Genomic DNA, 16,374 nt, shown 5'->3' with positions numbered 1-16,374 from the left:
TGCAGCCGGCCATTAGGCATCGACCGCCAATTTCTTCGAAGCCAGAGGAGTGTTAGCATAGCCCGTTCACAGTTAAGGAAAAACGCATGCTTGCCGATGACGCCACCGCAATGACGGAACCCGCTTCTCCCCTGCTCTCTCCCGATAGCGAAACCGCTGACCTGATGCGCCAGGTGCTGGCGATTTATGCCGCGCGCGATTTAGCGGCGAAATTCCATCAGGCGGGCTTCCGCGACTGGACGCCGCAGCAGCTGACGCGGCTGCGGCAAAACAAAAGCGCGTTGCCGCCGCTGAGCGAAGGCGAATTAACGCTGTTGCGCAGCCTGCTGCCTGCGCGTCCCGCCCATTATGACAACCCGCAGTTTCGCTTTATCGACCTCTTTGCGGGCATTGGCGGCATCCGGCGCGGTTTCGATGCCATCGGCGGAAAATGCGTCTTTACCAGCGAGTGGAATAAAGAGGCAGTGCGCACTTACAAGGCGAATCACTACAGCGATCCGCAGGAGCACCGCTTCAATACCGATATTCGGCACATCACCCAGCCCGCAGGTCTGCGCGACGAGGCAGCCATCTATCGCCATATCGACGCGGAGATCCCCGATCATCAGGTGCTGCTGGCCGGTTTTCCCTGCCAGCCCTTTTCGCTGGCAGGCGTCAGCAAAAAGAATGCGCTGGGCCGCGCGCACGGCTTTGAGTGCGAAGCCCAGGGTACGCTGTTTTTCGACGTGGCGCGCATTATCGCCGCTAAAAAGCCGCCGATCTTCGTGCTGGAGAACGTTAAAAACCTGAAAAGCCATGATCAAGGCCGCACTTTTGCCGTCATTATGGCGACGCTGGATGAGCTGGGTTACGACGTGGCAGACGCCGATGCCGACGCGCCGGACGCGAAGATTATCGACGCGCGCCACTTCCTGCCCCAGCACCGAGAGCGCATCGTGCTGGTCGGCATCCGCCGTGACTATCCGTTCAGCAAAGCGCTGTCGCTGCGTCAGATCCAGCAGCACTATCCGTCCGCGGTGCCGAGCCTGCAAAGCCTGCTGGAACCCGAGCCAGAGGAGAAATATATTCTTTCCGCGCAGCTGTGGCGTTACCTCTACGACTACGCCAGAAAACACAAAGCGAAAGGCAACGGCTTTGGCTTCGGGCTGAACGATCCGCGTAAAGCTGACGTCTGTGTACGTACCCTGTCGGCTCGCTATTATAAAGATGGTTCGGAAATCCTCATCGATCGCGGCTGGGATCAGGCGCTGGGCGAAGCGGATTTCAGCAATGCGGAAAATATGGCGCGTCGGCCGCGTCGCCTCTCGCCGCGCGAATGCGCGCGCCTGATGGGCTTCGAAGCGCCAGGCGAGCACCAGTTCCGCATTCCGGTTTCCGATACGCAGGCCTATAAGCAGTTCGGCAACTCGGTTGTGGTGCCGGTTTTCGCCGCCGTGGCACAGCTGCTGCTGCCTATTATCAGGCAGTTAAATAACGCGTAACAGGACCAGAGTTTAGCTTAGTAACGCGCATTATGCTGTTTTTCCAGCAATGCGCCCTTTGTCACAAAGTTGTCACGCAACCGGCGAATACTCGCTTTTATTTTCGGGTTGCGCTATGTCCTCCATCACTCTTCTTAAACGCCGTTTTCGTCTGCGTAAGCCGGGGCTTCCCGGCTGGCTCAGCAGTCTGCGCGGCAACTTCACCCTGTTTGTTATCCTGTTCTGCCTGCTGCAGGCGCTGGGCGTTACGCTGCTCACTGCGCAGGTTAATCATACGCAAAGCGCGCTGGTAGAGACTGCGTCGCTACGGGAAAGGCTGGCCCTGCTTGATAAAGCGCGTATTGAACTGCTGACCGCCAGCGACGACAGCCATCGCGCCGGTATCTATCTGATGCAGGACCAGCAGAGCGGCTCGGTAGACAGCTGGAAAAGCCTGGCCGACAGCGCCAGCGCGTCGCTGCAGCAGGCGAAAACGCTTTTTGCTGGCTATCACGCTGCGGACAACAGCCCGCTGGCGCAGGGCTTTACCCTGCTGGCGCAAGGGCTGGAAGAACAGCTGAAAGGATTAAAGGATAATCAGATCGACGCCTTTTTTATGGTGCCGATGCAGGCCTATCAGCAACAGTTCAATGACGCCTGGTTCGCTGAAATCGACGCGGCAAACAAAGAGCTCGGCGCGGTTAACCACAGCACGCTGGAGAGCATGACGCACAGCCGCAACCTGTCGCTCATCGTCAGCGCGCTGCTCTTCTCGCTGCTTATTACTGGCGGTGTGCTGCTGGCGCGCGGCGTGATTACGCCGCTGCGTCACGCCAGCCACCAGCTACAGCAAATTGCGACCGGCGATCTGCTGTCGCCGCCCGCCGCCGGACGCTTACAGGCGCGAGAAACGCAGCAGCTGTTCAGCGCCATGGCGGAGATGCGTCAGGGGTTACGCCATATCGTGCATGAGATTAATACCATTGCTGCCAGCGTGGCGGCAGGCGCGGGCGAGATGCAGCAGCATAATGCGCGCGTCAGCGAGCAGCATCAGGCGCAGAACGCCAGTTTCACCCATCTGTCGCAGCGGCTGCGTCGCGTCGCGGAAGAGGTGGAAACCAGTGCGCAGGTATCGCAGCAGGCGACGCAGCAGGCGTACGATGCCGATACGCTGATGCAGCAGTGCGTTTCGCGGGTGGATGAGATGGAGACGCAGATGCGTCAGATTGTCGACGCCTCAGGAGATATCGCCGGTATCGTGGAGATGCTGGAGAGTCTGTCGCTGCAAACGCGCCTGCTGGCGCTTAACGCGGCGATTGAATCCGCGCACGCCGGGGTTTACGGCCGCAGCTTTTCCGTGGTGGCGAAAGAGATCGGCATGCTCTCCAGCCAGAGCAGCGGTTCGACGCAGCGCATCGACGGGTTGATCCAGCATACGCAACAGCATGTCACGCAGGGTTTTAACAAGGTTAAGGTGCTGGAGAAGCTGTTTCAGACCATCAGCGGCGCCGTGGCCGCTATCGCCGGGCAGCTTCAGGCGCTTCAGCAGAACGCAACGGCGCAAAGCAAGCGGGTCAGCCATATCGCCGCCGAGATCCATAAGCTGGATGAGACGCTGCAGGCCAGCGCCGGACTCAGCACGCAGCAGCAGCGCGCGGCTGATACGCTTCAGCAGCAGGCAGCGCGGCTGGCGCAGAGCGTACAGCAGTTCCGCATCTGATACGCCCGAATAACGCCCATAAAAAACCCGTCTTGCGACGGGTCTTATTTATTTCTTCTTCTTGCTCTGTTTCTTCAGTAGAGCACGCAGCTGCTTAACCTCATCCGCGGAAAAGGCGTTTGACGCGGTCTCTTCCGTATCCTGGTTATCTACCGCCGATGCGGTGGGCGGCAACAGGCTCTCCTGTAGACGCTGAACAATCTCCTGACTCATTGAGATCTGATTTTCCAGCGCCAGCTGTTTAATCTGCTCCTTCAGCGCCGGATCAATCTTAATCGTCAAATTTACCGTATCAGTCATTCCGTTACTCCCTTCGTTATTTATCCACAACGTAGCGGAAGTCACTAACGTTTAACAGACTGTCATAAAAATTTAATATTAGGCGCGTATAGGGCTAAAATCGCGCAGCACCGATTCGTCGATGCTGGTGAGGTTGCCCTGCAGCTCCGCGCACAGCTTGGCCATATAGCGCACCAGGAAATCCGCATTATGCTGCGCCAGCGCCCTGCCCGCTTCGGTTTGCATCGTATCCGGCAGCCGCAGCAGCTTCTTCTGGAAGTGATCGAGCGTCCAGTTTACATCGTTAAGCTCGCGCATTTTGCCGAGCGGATCGTCACTGTCAAACAGCGGACGATTAAGCGCGCCGGCCGTGTAGAACACGCGCGCCAGGCCAATGGCACCCAGCGATTCGAGACGATCGGCATCCTGAACGATCTTCGCCTCCAGGGTTTCCGGCGCAATGGCGGCGCTAAAGCTGTGTGCTTTAACCGCATGGCTTACCGCCGGGATCAGCGCGGCGGGAAAATCGGGGAAATCCTGCGTCAGGATGCGTGCGGTCTCTTCTGCAGCATAAGTAGAAGCCAGATGGCGTTCGGGATGATTTTTCGGCAGGTTTACCACGTCATGAAAGTAGCAGGCGGTCAGAACCACCAGCGGGCTGGCGTCGCTACCTGCCATAATGCGTTGGGCGCTCATCCAGACGCGGCGCAAATGGGCGATATCATGCGCCTTGTCATCATGAACCCAGTTAATCTGAAACCAGCTTTCGAAGCGCGTTTGCCAGAGTGAGAGCGACATGGCTTATCTCCCTGTTAATGTTTGGGTATCGGTCTTTACATCAGACCGTACGCAGTGGGACGTCATCTTACCGAGTAGCTGATGACAAATTTTTGACACAGGGTGGTTTAAATTCGCTGTGATAAAACCGGTTTCGAAAAAAAATGAGACCGGGATCGAGTTATAGCGCTAATTCAAGCACTATCCCAGTTTTTAACAAACTTTCAGCATTAACCCATATCAATTATCTTAAGCAAATCTTATTAATATTAGGCGAAACGGCCTCGCTGAGTTCGTTTCTACATGTACAACCAGCGGCAGTATCGTCCAGGATGAATCAGTATATCTGCGCTTTGTGAAGGTTAAAGAATCTGAAAAGGTTTCAAAAACGCCCGATATAACGTACTGTATTCGGGTTATACCAGGTAAGGGACCACTTAGTAGACTCGGTCTGGTGCGTTTTTTGCATTTTCGCTTTTTCCTAAAGGCAAATCGTTGTGTTGCCGTTACTGTAAGGCGACAAATTGTTAAGCAGATTGATGTAAAGTCATCACGGCTGAGCGCAGGCGCAAGACAGCGATTGAATGTGTGTCAACCGGGTTCTATTTATATTCAGAGGTAATCAATGAAAGAACGGCCGATTCTTTTTTCCGAACAGCGGGTTCGCGCCCTGTTGGTTGGCCAGCAAACCCAGACCCGGCGCATCATGAAAACGCAGACTTTCGGACCAGGTCAGGATCATCATGAAGGCGTACACGCTTTCGACGTTAACGCTAACCATCTGCACGGCTACAAGCTTATGTCGATGGCCGATATCAGCCAGCACTGCCCTTATGGCAAGCCGGGCGATATTTTGTGGGTGCGCGAGACCTGGCGTGGACCTATCGTGCCTGAAAGCGATCTGGCAGAGTATGAACGCGATCCGTCGCCGTTCCGCCTGCCCGCGTTTTGCCAGTACCGCGCCGATAACAACGAGCTGGGGCATCATAGCCAGGGCGGACCGGAAGCCGATCAGTTCGGCTGGCAGACCGCCATCCATATGCCGCGCTGGGCCAGCCGCATCAACCTGCAAATCACCGCTGTACGTGCGGAGAAGATCCAGGATATCAGCGAAGATGACATTATGGCTGAAGGCGTGCAGACCGATTCGCACTTCCTGAATAACTTCTTCACCATGAATATGAATGCGGAATCGCCTAAAGAGGCCTACCGCAAAGCGTGGCAGAAGCAGTACGGTGCCACCAGCTGGGAAGTCAACCCCTGGGTCTGGGTGATTGAATTTGCGCGCGTCGAGCGCAATTAACATCGCTTTGCGGGCTGAATCACAGACAAATTGCATGCTAAGCGGTTGAATAGACAGCTTTCATCCCTGCAGCCAGATCAAGGTGCCAGCGACCGCTTCGGATGCTGGCATTTTTTCTGGCGCGTCAGGGTCGCGAGGGGAATCCGTCAGCGAGTACTGCAATGTTTAAATGGCCGTGGAAAAACGATAACCGCGCTTCCTTTGTCGAGCTGCCCTGGCAACAGGGGCTGGCGCAGCCGGTATTTAGCTGGCTGGACGAGGATGAGCAGCAGGCGCTGATCGCCATGGCGCAGCGTTTCCTGCAGCAAAAGAGACTGGTGCCGCTGCAGAATGTCGAGCTTGATGAATTGCGCAGCGCGCGCATCGCTCTGCTCTTCTGCTTGCCGGTGCTGAAGCTGGGGCTGGAGTGGCTCGACGGCTTTCACGACGTGCTGATCTATCCAGAACCTTTTGAAGTCGCCGACAGCTGGGAAGATGAACAGGGCCTGGTGCATCACGCCGCTGCCGTCCATGCCGGACAGAGCTGGACGCAGGGTCCGATTGTGCTCAACTGGCTCGACCTTCAGGATGCGTTCGATCTCTCCGGCTATAACCTGGTGGTCCACGAAGTGGCGCACAAGCTGGACGCACGCGGCCGCGGCTACACCAGCGGCATACCGGTGATGGCGCTGCGTGATGTTGCGCTGTGGGAAAAAGATCTGCGCGCCGCCATGGAAGAAATCGAAAATGAGGTTGAGCTGGTCGGCGAACAGGCCGCGACTATCGATCCTTATGCCGCCAGCGATCCCGCCGAGTGTTTTGCCGTGCTGTCCGAATATTTTTTTACCGCGCCGGCGCTGCTGTTTGAGCGCTTTCCGGCGATGTACCGCCACCTGAGCCAGTTCTATCGCCAGCATCCGCTGCCGTGTTTTGCGCAAAATTCGCCGCATTCCGCTTAATCCGCGATCGCATTGCTGCAAAGCTAGCCAGTTGAATGCTAATGTGTTTTTCGCTGTTGACACGCCGGAGCGCGGCCATTAATATGCGCCCCATCGAAACGATTCCTCTGTAGTTCAGTCGGTAGAACGGCGGACTGTTAATCCGTATGTCACTGGTTCGAGTCCAGTCAGAGGAGCCATATTAAAGAAGCCCGCTCAGGGAAACCTGAGCGGGCTTTTTGCTGTGGTGACTTTGCCGCTAACAGACTCAGAGTTCGCGGCGCGCAAACGCCAGCATCCGCTCCGCCAGCGCCTGCGGGGTCTGCATCGGCAGCAGATGGCCGGCGCCGTCGATAATCTCCAGCTCGCCCTGCGGCAGATGGGTGCGCATCACTTCCCGCTGCGTCTCAATGCCCGGCACGTTGCCATCTTCGCTGCCCAGCACCATCATGGCGGGCAGCTCAAGGCGGCCGATTTGCTCGCGCAGATCTTCCCGGCTGCCGTGCAGCGCCCAGGCGTGAAAGGCGGCAGGCGCGGCGCTTTGCGCATCGGCAATCGCCACCTCGCGCAGCACATCCGGCAGAGGTGCGGAGCAGGCACCGTCGACAAAGCTTTCCGCCTGCTGACGCGTTCCCTGATACTCCGCCTGCGTCTGGCGATCCTGTTCACTCATCGGCTGCGGGCCAGGCGGCGACGGCGCCACCAGCACCAGCCGTTGCAGATAGTCAGGCTGTCGGGCGGCAAGCGCCATCGCCACTTTCCCCGTCATGGAGTGACCGACAAGGATCACCCTTTTCAGCTGCAACTGGCGGAGGGTTTCATCGACCTGGTTCGCCATTGAGGCCACATCATAATCTTTGATGTCAGTTGCGTCGCCAAAGCCCGGCATATCTAACGCCACGCAGCGGGAAGCGCGATCGAGATAAGGCAGTGCTGGAAACCAGGTGCGGTGCGAGCCGCCCAGATAGTGCATCAGCACAAATGTTGTTTCGCCCTCTCCCTGTAAGCTGTATGGCAGCATAAAACCTCCTATATCAGGGTGCCGTTGATGTCGCCCAGCTGCGCTATGGCTGTCTCGCTATAGCCCGCCTGCCGCAGCGGCGCGACAACGTCGCGCGTCAGATCGGGCACATAGCCTATCAGCAGCTCGCCAGCGCCGTGCAGCGTCACCTCCTCCAGCGCAGCAGGCAGCAGCAGCGACTCGGCGCGGCCCAGCGTCACGCTGACACCGTTCGCTTCCACCGTTAGCGGCTCGCCAGTGTTGGAAACAATACGCGCGCGGCTGAAGCTGAAACGTTGCGGCTCGCTAAAGCGCCAGCGTTCCAGCGCAAAATAGGGGCCGGCGCAGCAGAAAAGCCGCGTCAGACCGCCCTTCTCAAGCGTCAGCCCCGGCTGCGGCGTGCAGCGCAGCTCCGGCCGCAGCTCCTCCAGCAGCGCATCGATATTTTTTTCCCACTCTTGCTGAGAGAGGCGCGCGCCATCCTCCATCTGCCATGGCATCGCATGCTGCTGGATATTGGAGGTCTGCTCAATTTCATAAATCAGCGTGTCGGGACCAAAGCTGTGCAGCATGCCGCCTGGCACGTAAAAAGTATCGCCCGCTTTTACCGGCACCCGGTGCATCACCGCATCATAATCCTGCGCCAGCAGCGCCGCCTTGAGTCGGGCGCTGTCCACACCGTCGCGTACGCCCAGCAGGCAGGTCGCATCTGGCGCGGCCCACAGAATATGCCAGGCTTCGGTTTTGCCGTTCGGCTGCTGCTCCAGCTTTTGCGCCAGCGCGTCGTTAGCGTGCAGGTGAACCGGCAACATGCCGGTTCCGTCGATAAATTTGCTCAGCAGCGGGAAGTGCGGGCCGCGCCAGCCAGGCGCGACCATTTCGTCGGGGTAACGTTCGGTGAGCTGGCGCAGCGTCTGACCCGCCAGCTCGCCGTTGGTGACGCTGGCGATCATGCCGTCAACGTCGCTGATTTCCCAGCTTTCCGCAATGCGCGTCTCAGGCAGACCCGCTTTTCCCAACTGCTCTCTGATACGCTGCCCGCCAAAAATATGGGTGGCGAGCGGCGTAGTCAGCTTTAAAGGATAAGCGTTCATATTTCTCCCTTACGCAGATTTAGATAACCGCGACACCGCCTGTGACCGCAATGGTTGCGCCAGAAATGTAGCTCGCTTCGTCGCTGGCCAGCATAACGTAGGCAGGTGCCAGCTCGGCAGGCTGTCCCATGCGCTGCAGCGGAACTTCGCCACCAAAGCTTTCCACCTGTTCAGGCGGCATGGTTGACGGGATCAGCGGCGTCCAGATAGGACCGGGCGCAACGGCGTTGGCGCGAATGCCTTTCTCCGCCAGCAGCGCTGCAAGGCTGCCAGAAAAGTTAACAATAGCGGCTTTGGTCGCGGAGTAGGCGATCAGCTTCGGTTTCGGCTGGTCGGCGTTGATCGAAGCCGTATTGATAATGGCGCCGCCAGAAGGCATATGCGGCACCGCCGCCTTGCAGATATAGAACATGGCGTAGAGATTGGTTTTCATCGTGCGATCGAATTCATCATCGCTAATCTCATCCAGCGACATACGCGTCATCTGGAAAGCCGCGTTATTCACCACGATATCGATCTTGCCGAAACGCTCGGCCGTCTGCGCCACAATGCTGCGGCAATGCTCCGCTTCGGTGACGTCGCCTGCGATCAGCAGCGCCTGCTGGCCCGCCTCTTCCACCAGTTTCGCCGTATCTTTTGCGTCTTCATGCTCGTCCAGGTAGGAGATCACGACATCCGCGCCTTCCCGGGCGTAGGCGATGGCGACGGCACGACCGATGCCGGAATCGCCGCCGGTAATAATGGCGGTTTTGCCTTTCAGGCGGCCAGAACCCTGATAGCTGGTTTCACCATGATCGGGTTTTGGATCCATTTTCAGGATGCTGCCGGGCCATTCCTGCTGCTGCGCCTGCTGAGGATGTTGTGGACGATCTGTCATACGTTCTCTCCTTTTCGTGACTCTTTCACTGTCGTTAATGGAGCTGAATCGTTATCAGCCTCGAGCCCTAAGTGTAGCAGCCATCACAGAATCGCAAGGAGAAGTGCTAAGCGTAACGGTTTGAAGGTACAACGAATTTACCTGAAAAGAAGTGAAAAAAGCCCGCGTAAAGCGGGCTGTGCGGGCTTGCAGGACGCAACAGGCGCGTCGGCTACAGTAAATCTTCCCACGTCGTAATCAGTTTTGCCGGCAGCGGCTGCGCCAGCAGCGATTCATCCGGTTTCCAGCTCTCCCAGTCGCGAAAAGCGGCGAAGTTCAGCCCGGTCAGTTTCTCCAGCGCGCTGACCGTAACGCGGTACTCATCGACATTGGGCCGAGGCGCGTCCTGTGCATGTGGCAGGACGCGGCGCGGCTCATCCAGCAGATCCGCCTGGCTGACCAGCAGAGCGGTCGCCTGCGGCTTGCCCGCCGTGTTAATGCGCAGCACCACCTTCCAGAACATCAAGGGCACCTGCCATTCAGCATACTGCCGCCACTGGTCATTAAGCACCGGCCCGGTCAGCACGCTGACCTTACGCTTCGACTCCAGCACGCCCGATTCAAGGATATAGCGCTCCACGCCCTGCCAGTACTGCAGGCTCTGGTTGAAGCGAAAATGCTGCGGCGAACAGTTGGTGAAATGAAAAGTATCTTTATTCGCGCGTACCGCTTCTTCCGCCGTTCCCCAGGTGGGATCGCTGCGACGCGTAAGATGTCCGCGATCGAACCAGCGGCTGTATTCGCTGTAAAAGGCCTGACCGGTGGTGTAGCGGCTGTCGATGCGGCTGTCTTCGTACCAGCGGTCCCCCTCTTCCAGCAGCGACGGCTGGCCGTTGCCGCGATCGATGGAGATATAGCGCGCACCGTCAATATTGGTGGCGGTAAAAAAGGCGAGTCGCCGCTCGGCGCTCATCAGCAGCGAAAAGTGCTGATAATCAAGTTTCGCTTCCGCACCCTGCCGACCGTCGCGCAGCGGTGCCACTTCAGCGGCGCGCGGCGCGATAATGGCGGCCAGATCGATCGCCTCGCCGTCGAGGAAACCGGGCTGGAAACCGTCGCGATTGCCGTAGTTGGTCTCCGGCGCGGCAGCGGAGGCGATCGGCGGAGCCGCGTTTTCACTGACGGTCAGCGCCTGCATCAGCTGTGCCTGTTGCGCCGCGGGCAGCTGCGGCAGCTCGCCCTTCAGCCAGTCGATAATGGCGCTGATGCGGATCCCTTCATTCACCCAGCCGTCATCGCTCTCAACGCCGCCGTGGTGTAGCGCGACCAGCTGCCACGCGTCGTTAAACACCGGCGCGCCGGAAGAGCCGCTATCGGTATCGGCCGCATAGTGCAGCAGTTGCTCGTGACGCGCCAGCAGGGCGTTATTACGCAGCGTAATCTGCTGCGGCGCGCCACCGGGATGATGGATAAGGTTAAGGCTGATGCCCAGCGCATGTTTATCATTGCGATCGTTCAGCGCCAGCGGCTGCGGCGCCTCGCCGCCGCCAGCCACTATCTCGCCGAGCGCAATAAGGGTGCAGTCCAGCTCATCGGTCGGGCTGGTAAGAAAAAAACGCTCCGCATCGGCGACATAAGTTACGCCGTCGACCAGTTCGCCCGTTTCTGTTCGCCGCCAGCCAAACTGCAGCGTGACGCGCCCCTGCGCGGGCGGCTGCGGCAGCAGATGATGATTAGTGATAAAGAGCCCGCCGTGCGTCATAAAACCGCAGCCCCTGGGAATGCCGTCTTCTCGCAGCAGCGCCACGGCGCGGGCGCAGGTTATCCCCTGCTCTAAGAAGGCGATCGGCAACAGATCGTTGCTTTCGCCGGTGATAACGCCCTGACGCAGATGTTGCTGAAAGGCGTAGCGCTGCGCGCGTGCGCGATCCGGCTCTGCCGGTTCACCCGCTGCCAGCGCGGTTCGGGTCTGCGTACGCCGCTGCGCAGTCAATGCCAGCCGCGCGCTAATCAGCGCGGCGCTCTCTTTATCGTTCATTCGCTCCTCCAGGTTAAAAGGCGTGCTGCTCTTTTAACCATAGCCGCTGCGGCTGAACGATCCTTTTTCTTATGCTTCGATTCCGCCGCGCGACAGATTGCTCGCCGCCGCTCTGGCCTGTTGCTGCGCAGCCTTTTGTAAAAATCCATTGCAGCAGGCGAAAAAAAGCCCGCTTAGCGGGAGCGGGCTTTACCGGAGAGCATAAACGGGCGCGGCTATTTTTCATGGTAGCGATGCACCGCAGGATAATATTCGAAGCCATAGAGCTGGCTGACGGGGATGAGCAGCTCAAGCTCCAGACTGGCCTCGCTTTCGTCACGTTCGTCGCGCCGACGGTCGGCATTAGCCTCGAAACGGTTTTTCCACAGCTGCAGCAATCTTTTCATCTGGTTCGCCCTTATCAAGTCAGAGCCTTAGTAAAGCCCGATCGCTGTCATAGCTGAACCATCAATTTCTGCAGTTTATTGCTGAAAAACAGCTAACCGCGGCGTGCGAGCCGGCATGGCGCTACTGCTGCTTCGCCACCATTTTCCGGTAATTATCCAGCCACTTGCCGCTCTTCAGCCGCCACCAGAAGCAGGCGCCGCGCACCGCCCAGTCCAGGAACATGCCGAGCCAGACGCCCACCACGCCCATGCCGAGCATAATCCCCAGCACATAGCCCACCACTACGCGCGCGCCCCACATGCTGAACATAGAGACGTACATGGTGTAACGCGCGTCGCGCGCGCCTTTCAGGCCCGCCGGCAGCACCCAGGAGGCCGCCCAGATCGGCATAAAGGCGGCGTTAAGCCAGATAAGATGCTGCGTTACGCTGATAACGTCAGGGTCGCGCGTATAGAAACGCGCCAGCAGGCCGGAGAGCGGCACGGTAAGAAACGCCAGCGCGCACAGACAGAGGCTCGCCAGCCAGAAAACATGCCGGATTTGCCGTTCCGCCTGATAGACCTGGTTACGCCCCAGCCGGGTGCCAGTAATAATGGTGGAAGCCGATCCCAGCGCGTTGCCCGGCAGGTTAATCAGCGAGGCGATGGAAAAGGCGATAAAGTTGCCCGCAATGGCGTCGGTGCCCATGCCTGCGACAAACACCTGAGTCAGCAGTTTGCCGCCGTTAAACAGCACCGATTCAATGCTCGCCGGCACGCCGATGCCCAGCACCTCCATCAGGATTTTGAAATCCCAGCGGCGGAAATAGCTCGGCAGGCTGATCTTCAGCGAGGCATTAAAGCCGATCATCAGCACGTAAATCACGCCGATTGCGCCGATATAGCGCGAGATGGTTAGCCCCAGCCCGGCGCCGACAAATCCCAGCCCCTCCCAGGAGAAGGCGCCGTAGATTAATACGCTACTGATAACGATATTCAGGATATTCATCCCGCCGTTGATCAGCATCGGGATTTTGGTGTTCCCTGCCCCGCGCAGCGCGCCGCTGCCGATAAGCGCGATCGCCGCTGCCGGATAGCTCCACGCCGAGGTCTGCAGATAGCTCAGCGCCAGCTCTTTGACTTTGGGTTCCGCGCCGCCGGCGATGAGATCGATAATCAGATGTCCCCACAGCTCAATGGCGAACACCAGCACCAGCGACAGCACCGTCATCAGCGCCAGCGACTGGCGCGTGGCGGCACGGGCTCGCTTACCGTTGCGCTTCGCCAGGCTGAAGGCGACCACCACCGTGGTGCCGAGATCGATAGCGGCGAAAAAAGAGATGATGATAATGTTGAAGCTGTCTGCCAGCCCCACGCCCGCCATCGCCTCTTTGCCCAGCCAGCTCACCAGAAAAGTGCTTAATACGCCCATCAGCATTACGCACAGGTTTTCGATAAAGATGGGCACCGCCAGTGGCGTGATCTCACGCCAGAACAGCGTGCGATAAAAGCGGCGTTTGGGATACCACGCCGTGCGCTTTATCGCCTGCATCACTGCTACGCCAGGATTTTGCAAGGGAATAACCAAATCAGAACAGATTGGACAGGAGTTATAATGATGGGTCCGCTTAACTATTTATGCAAAGCGTTTCCCTGACTTTTCAATCATTATTACAATCTTTTATCGCCTTTCACCGCAGCGGCTGCCGTACCGCCCAGATAGGCGCTGCGCACCTCTTCATTATCAAGCAGCTCCCGGCCGCTGCCGCTGAGACGGATCTCGCCGTTCGCCATCACATAGCCGCGATCGGCGATTGCCAGCGCATGACGGGCGTTTTGCTCGACGAGAAACAGCGTCATGCCCTGCTGCGTCAGCTCACGCAGGATGGCGAAAATCTGCTTCACCACAAGCGGCGCCAGCCCGAGGCTCGGCTCGTCGAGCAGCAGCAGCCTGGGACGACTCATCAGCGCGCGAGCGATCGCCAGCATCTGCTGCTCGCCGCCGGAAAGGGTCATCGCCCGCTGTTTGCGCCGCTCAAGCAGACGCGGAAAAAGCACATACATCCGCGCCAGATCGTCTTTCTGATGCGCGCTGCCGATGGCGATGGTGCCCATTTGCAAATTCTCTTCAACCGTCATATCGGCAAAGATTCGCCTGCCTTCCGGCGCCTGAGCGATGCCGCTGGCGGCGATAAAATGCGTTGAACGCTGACTGATGGGCTCTCCCTGAAAGTAGATTTCGCCCTGCGCGATACGCGGCTGACCAAAAATCGACATCAGCAGCGTCGATTTTCCCGCGCCGTTAGCGCCGATCAGCGCCACGGTTTCCCCGGTCTGCACGCTCAGCGACACCTTTTTCAGCGCCTGCACCGGACCGTAATAGAGATCCACCGCGTCAAACTTCAGCATAGGCTCAGCCATGAAGATCCTCCTCCTCTGCGCCAAGGTAGGCGGCGATAACGCGCGGGTCCTGCTGGATCTGGCGCGGCGCGCCCTGGGCGATAACGTCGCCGTGATCGAGCACCACGATATGGTCGGAAATCGCCATCACCATCGGCATATCGTGTTCAATCAGCAACACGCTGATACGGTGATCGGCGCGCAGGCGATGCAGAATCGCGCTCAGCGTCTCGGTTTCCACGGGATTGAGGCCCGCCGCCGGTTCATCAAGGCAGATAAGCTCCGGCTGGGTGCACATGGCGCGCGCAATCTCCAGCCGCCGTTGCTGACCATAGGAGAGCGTACCGGCCAGCCGGTTAGCGGCGGGCACGAGATCCACCGTCTCCAGCCAGTAAAAGGCGCGATCGAGCGCGCGACTCTCCGCCTCGCGATAGCCGCGCGTATTGAAAATGCCCGCCAGCAGATTGCGGTTCGCCAGCATATGCTGCGCCACCAGCAGGTTCTCAATCACCGACATGTCGCGGAACAGCCGGATATTCTGAAAGGTACGCGCCAGGCCAGCGCGATTCACCAGGTGCGCGCCGCCGAACATTTTGTACCAGAGGCGCGATCCCAGCCGCGCTGGCCGCAGCCAGTCCTGCGGCTGGATTTTTTGTCCAAGGATTTGAATCACATCCGTGCTGCGCGCCTGTGCATTGAGCAGAATGCGTCCGCCGCTGGCGCGGTAGAAGCCGGTCAGGCAGTTAAACACCGTGGTTTTTCCCGCGCCGTTGGGGCCGATAAGCGAGGTGACCGAGCCGCGCTGTACGCGCAGGCTGACGTCGTTAAGCGCTCTGATGCCGCCGAAGCGCATCATCAGATGGTCGACCTGCAGGATAGCGTCACTCATGGCGGACTCCTTTACGCGGCATTACCCCGACGCGGCTGGTGCGCACCAGCCCGCGCGGCCGCCAGATCATCATCACCACCATCAGCATTCCGAACAGCAGCACGCGGTATTCGGCGAAACTGCGCAGCAACTCCGGCGCGACCGTCAGCACAAAAGCTGCCAGCACGACGCCGAGGGTCGACCCCATTCCTCCCAGCACCACTATGGCGAGGATCAGCGCCGACTCGAAAAAGGTAAACGAGGTGGGATTGACGAACCCCTGATAGCTGGCGAAAAACACGCCCGCGATGCCTGCCGTCGAGGCGCCGAGCATAAAGGCTGAAAGTTTTACCAGCACATGGTTTAACCCCATCGCGCGGCAGGCGATCTCATCTTCCCGCAGCGCTTCCCAGGCGCGCCCGACCGGCATGCGCGTCAGGCGGTGTTTGATAAACAGCACCAGCGCCACCACCAGAACCAGCACCACATAGAGAAAGATGAACTTCATATTGGGGTTGTAGTCGAGGTGGAAGAACTCATGATAAGGCACGCCGCCTTCGCGCGCGCGTCGGCCGAACTCCAGCCCGAGAAAGGTCGGCGACGGCACGGAAACGCCGTTTGGTCCGCCGGTGAAGCTCAGCCAGTTGGTCAGCACCAGCCGGATAATCTCGCCGAAACCGAGCGTAACAATCGCCAGGTAGTCGCCGTGCATGCGCAGCACCGGAAAGCCAAGCAGCGCCCCGGCGAAGGCGGCCAGCAGCGCGGCCAGCGGCAGCATGCTCCAGAATCCCAGGCCGAGATACTGATAGCCGAGCGCCAGCCCATAAGCGCCAATGGCGTAAAACGCCACGTAACCGAGATCGAGCAGCCCCGCCAGCCCCACCACAATATTCAGCCCCAGTCCCAGCAGCACATAGATCAGCCCCAGGATCGCCACGGTCAGCAGATACTTGCTGGCGAGAAAGGGGAACAGCAACGCCACCGCCAGCAGCAGCGGCAGGATCCAGCGCAGCCGTGAGCGGTAGCCCGGCTCACGCACGTAGACGCCGTCGTCCGCGCCCTCGAAGCGGCGCAGCAGCGCCCTTCCGCGCCCGGTTTGCAAAAAGAGGCTGAGCAGCAGCCGTCCCGCCATCACTACAGCCACCAGCAGCGCCACGCGCGCTGGCGCCAGGTCAAAGGCATAGCCCTTCAGCACCACGCCGACGATCGGCCCGAAAACCACCAGCGCAACCAGCCCGGCCAGCAGGGTATCGCGCAGCGCATGGCGCACATTTACCGCGTTATTCATCATCGCGCC

At 59.1% G+C, this 16,374-nt stretch carries 15 protein-coding genes and 1 tRNA gene; 5 read left to right on the top strand and 11 right to left on the bottom strand.

Features of this window, described 5'->3' with window-relative positions:
• Positions 1-86: 86 nt before the first annotated feature.
• Together dcm and D7S44_RS07605 are read left to right on the top strand one after the other, a co-directional pair.
• Positions 87-1,481, top strand: coding sequence for a DNA (cytosine-5-)-methyltransferase (gene dcm, locus D7S44_RS07610; protein WP_120453546.1), 1,395 nt, complete (start codon positions 87-89; stop codon positions 1,479-1,481).
• Between the two features lie 115 nt (positions 1,482-1,596).
• On the top strand, positions 1,597-3,180 hold the full coding sequence (locus tag D7S44_RS07605; RefSeq protein ID WP_120453544.1) for a methyl-accepting chemotaxis protein: 1,584 nt from the start codon (positions 1,597-1,599) through the stop codon (positions 3,178-3,180).
• Positions 3,181-3,228: 48 nt separating this feature from the next.
• Here the strand turns inward: D7S44_RS07605 and D7S44_RS07600 are convergent, their stop codons facing one another.
• Positions 3,229-3,480, bottom strand: a complete 252-nt coding sequence (locus tag D7S44_RS07600; RefSeq protein WP_120453542.1) for an Arc family DNA-binding protein — start codon at positions 3,478-3,480, stop codon at positions 3,229-3,231.
• Between the two features lie 78 nt (positions 3,481-3,558).
• Positions 3,559-4,257, bottom strand: a complete 699-nt coding sequence (locus D7S44_RS07595; RefSeq protein ID WP_120453540.1) for a phosphohydrolase — start codon at positions 4,255-4,257, stop codon at positions 3,559-3,561.
• A 604-nt stretch (positions 4,258-4,861) separates the two neighbouring features.
• Here D7S44_RS07595 and D7S44_RS07590 point away from each other — a divergent pair.
• The 3 genes from D7S44_RS07590 (at position 4,862) to D7S44_RS07580 (ending at position 6,656) form a co-directional block, all read left to right on the top strand.
• Positions 4,862-5,539 (top strand): ASCH domain-containing protein, encoded by a 678-nt coding sequence (locus tag D7S44_RS07590; RefSeq protein ID WP_120453538.1) that lies wholly within the window; start codon positions 4,862-4,864, stop codon positions 5,537-5,539.
• Positions 5,540-5,700: 161 nt separating this feature from the next.
• The gene (gene mtfA / locus D7S44_RS07585; protein WP_120454195.1) at positions 5,701-6,477 is read left to right on the top strand and encodes a DgsA anti-repressor MtfA; all 777 of its coding nucleotides are present in this window, start codon (positions 5,701-5,703) and stop codon (positions 6,475-6,477) included.
• A 103-nt stretch (positions 6,478-6,580) separates the two neighbouring features.
• Positions 6,581-6,656 (top strand) — tRNA-Asn (locus D7S44_RS07580).
• Positions 6,657-6,724: 68 nt separating this feature from the next.
• Here the strand turns inward: D7S44_RS07580 and D7S44_RS07575 are convergent.
• From D7S44_RS07575 to livM, 9 genes are all read right to left on the bottom strand, one after another.
• On the bottom strand, positions 6,725-7,477 hold the full coding sequence (locus D7S44_RS07575; RefSeq protein ID WP_120453536.1) for an alpha/beta fold hydrolase: 753 nt from the start codon (positions 7,475-7,477) through the stop codon (positions 6,725-6,727).
• An 8-nt stretch (positions 7,478-7,485) separates the two neighbouring features.
• On the bottom strand, positions 7,486-8,550 hold the full coding sequence (locus tag D7S44_RS07570) for a class I mannose-6-phosphate isomerase (RefSeq protein ID WP_120453534.1): 1,065 nt from the start codon (positions 8,548-8,550) through the stop codon (positions 7,486-7,488).
• A 19-nt stretch (positions 8,551-8,569) separates the two neighbouring features.
• Positions 8,570-9,427, bottom strand: a complete 858-nt coding sequence (locus D7S44_RS07565; RefSeq protein WP_120453532.1) for a glucose 1-dehydrogenase — start codon at positions 9,425-9,427, stop codon at positions 8,570-8,572.
• Between the two features lie 211 nt (positions 9,428-9,638).
• The gene (locus D7S44_RS07560; protein WP_120453531.1) at positions 9,639-11,444 is read right to left on the bottom strand and encodes a DNA/RNA non-specific endonuclease; all 1,806 of its coding nucleotides are present in this window, start codon (positions 11,442-11,444) and stop codon (positions 9,639-9,641) included.
• A 215-nt stretch (positions 11,445-11,659) separates the two neighbouring features.
• Positions 11,660-11,830 (bottom strand): hypothetical protein, encoded by a 171-nt coding sequence (locus D7S44_RS23660; protein ID WP_167456957.1) that lies wholly within the window; start codon positions 11,828-11,830, stop codon positions 11,660-11,662.
• Positions 11,831-11,951: 121 nt separating this feature from the next.
• Complete coding sequence (locus D7S44_RS07555) at positions 11,952-13,361, bottom strand: EmmdR/YeeO family multidrug/toxin efflux MATE transporter (RefSeq protein WP_120453529.1); 1,410 nt, start codon at positions 13,359-13,361, stop codon at positions 11,952-11,954.
• Between the two features lie 119 nt (positions 13,362-13,480).
• Positions 13,481-14,230 carry an ABC transporter ATP-binding protein gene (locus D7S44_RS07550; protein ID WP_120453528.1) on the bottom strand — a complete coding sequence of 250 codons (750 nt, stop codon included), beginning with the start codon at positions 14,228-14,230 and terminating at the stop codon, positions 13,481-13,483.
• Entirely contained in the window at positions 14,223-15,098 is an 876-nt protein-coding gene (locus D7S44_RS07545; RefSeq protein ID WP_120453526.1) for an ABC transporter ATP-binding protein, read from the bottom strand. The genes D7S44_RS07550 and D7S44_RS07545 overlap by 8 nt, the downstream gene beginning before the upstream one ends.
• Positions 15,091-16,368 carry a high-affinity branched-chain amino acid ABC transporter permease LivM gene (gene livM, locus D7S44_RS07540; RefSeq protein ID WP_120453524.1) on the bottom strand — a complete coding sequence of 426 codons (1,278 nt, stop codon included), beginning with the start codon at positions 16,366-16,368 and terminating at the stop codon, positions 15,091-15,093. Before livM ends, D7S44_RS07545 begins: the two co-directional genes overlap by 8 nt.
• Between the last annotated feature and the right edge of the window lie 6 nt (positions 16,369-16,374).

The sequence above is a fragment of the Pantoea piersonii genome, from assembly GCF_003612015.1.
GTDB classification, from domain to species: Bacteria; Pseudomonadota; Gammaproteobacteria; order Enterobacterales; family Enterobacteriaceae; genus Pantoea; species Pantoea piersonii.
The sequence above is the reverse complement of the archived record's forward strand: the minus strand, read 5'-3'. Positions and strand labels throughout refer to the sequence as shown.

Coding starts and splice junctions, on each gene's coding strand:
- D7S44_RS07555 (WP_120453529.1), bottom strand. CDS start 13,361: ATGCAGGCGATAAAGCGCACGGCGTGGTATCCCAAACGCCGCTTTTAT.
- livM (WP_120453524.1), bottom strand. CDS start 16,368: ATGATGAATAACGCGGTAAATGTGCGCCATGCGCTGCGCGATACCCTG.
- D7S44_RS07575 (WP_120453536.1), bottom strand. CDS start 7,477: ATGCTGCCATACAGCTTACAGGGAGAGGGCGAAACAACATTTGTGCTG.
- dcm (WP_120453546.1), top strand. CDS start 87: ATGCTTGCCGATGACGCCACCGCAATGACGGAACCCGCTTCTCCCCTG.
- D7S44_RS07550 (WP_120453528.1), bottom strand. CDS start 14,230: ATGGCTGAGCCTATGCTGAAGTTTGACGCGGTGGATCTCTATTACGGT.
- D7S44_RS07605 (WP_120453544.1), top strand. CDS start 1,597: ATGTCCTCCATCACTCTTCTTAAACGCCGTTTTCGTCTGCGTAAGCCG.
- D7S44_RS07565 (WP_120453532.1), bottom strand. CDS start 9,427: ATGACAGATCGTCCACAACATCCTCAGCAGGCGCAGCAGCAGGAATGG.
- D7S44_RS07600 (WP_120453542.1), bottom strand. CDS start 3,480: ATGACTGATACGGTAAATTTGACGATTAAGATTGATCCGGCGCTGAAG.
- D7S44_RS07570 (WP_120453534.1), bottom strand. CDS start 8,550: ATGAACGCTTATCCTTTAAAGCTGACTACGCCGCTCGCCACCCATATT.
- D7S44_RS07595 (WP_120453540.1), bottom strand. CDS start 4,257: ATGTCGCTCTCACTCTGGCAAACGCGCTTCGAAAGCTGGTTTCAGATT.
- D7S44_RS23660 (WP_167456957.1), bottom strand. CDS start 11,830: ATGAAAAGATTGCTGCAGCTGTGGAAAAACCGTTTCGAGGCTAATGCC.
- mtfA (WP_120454195.1), top strand. CDS start 5,701: ATGTTTAAATGGCCGTGGAAAAACGATAACCGCGCTTCCTTTGTCGAG.
- D7S44_RS07560 (WP_120453531.1), bottom strand. CDS start 11,444: ATGAACGATAAAGAGAGCGCCGCGCTGATTAGCGCGCGGCTGGCATTG.
- D7S44_RS07545 (WP_120453526.1), bottom strand. CDS start 15,098: ATGAGTGACGCTATCCTGCAGGTCGACCATCTGATGATGCGCTTCGGC.
- D7S44_RS07590 (WP_120453538.1), top strand. CDS start 4,862: ATGAAAGAACGGCCGATTCTTTTTTCCGAACAGCGGGTTCGCGCCCTG.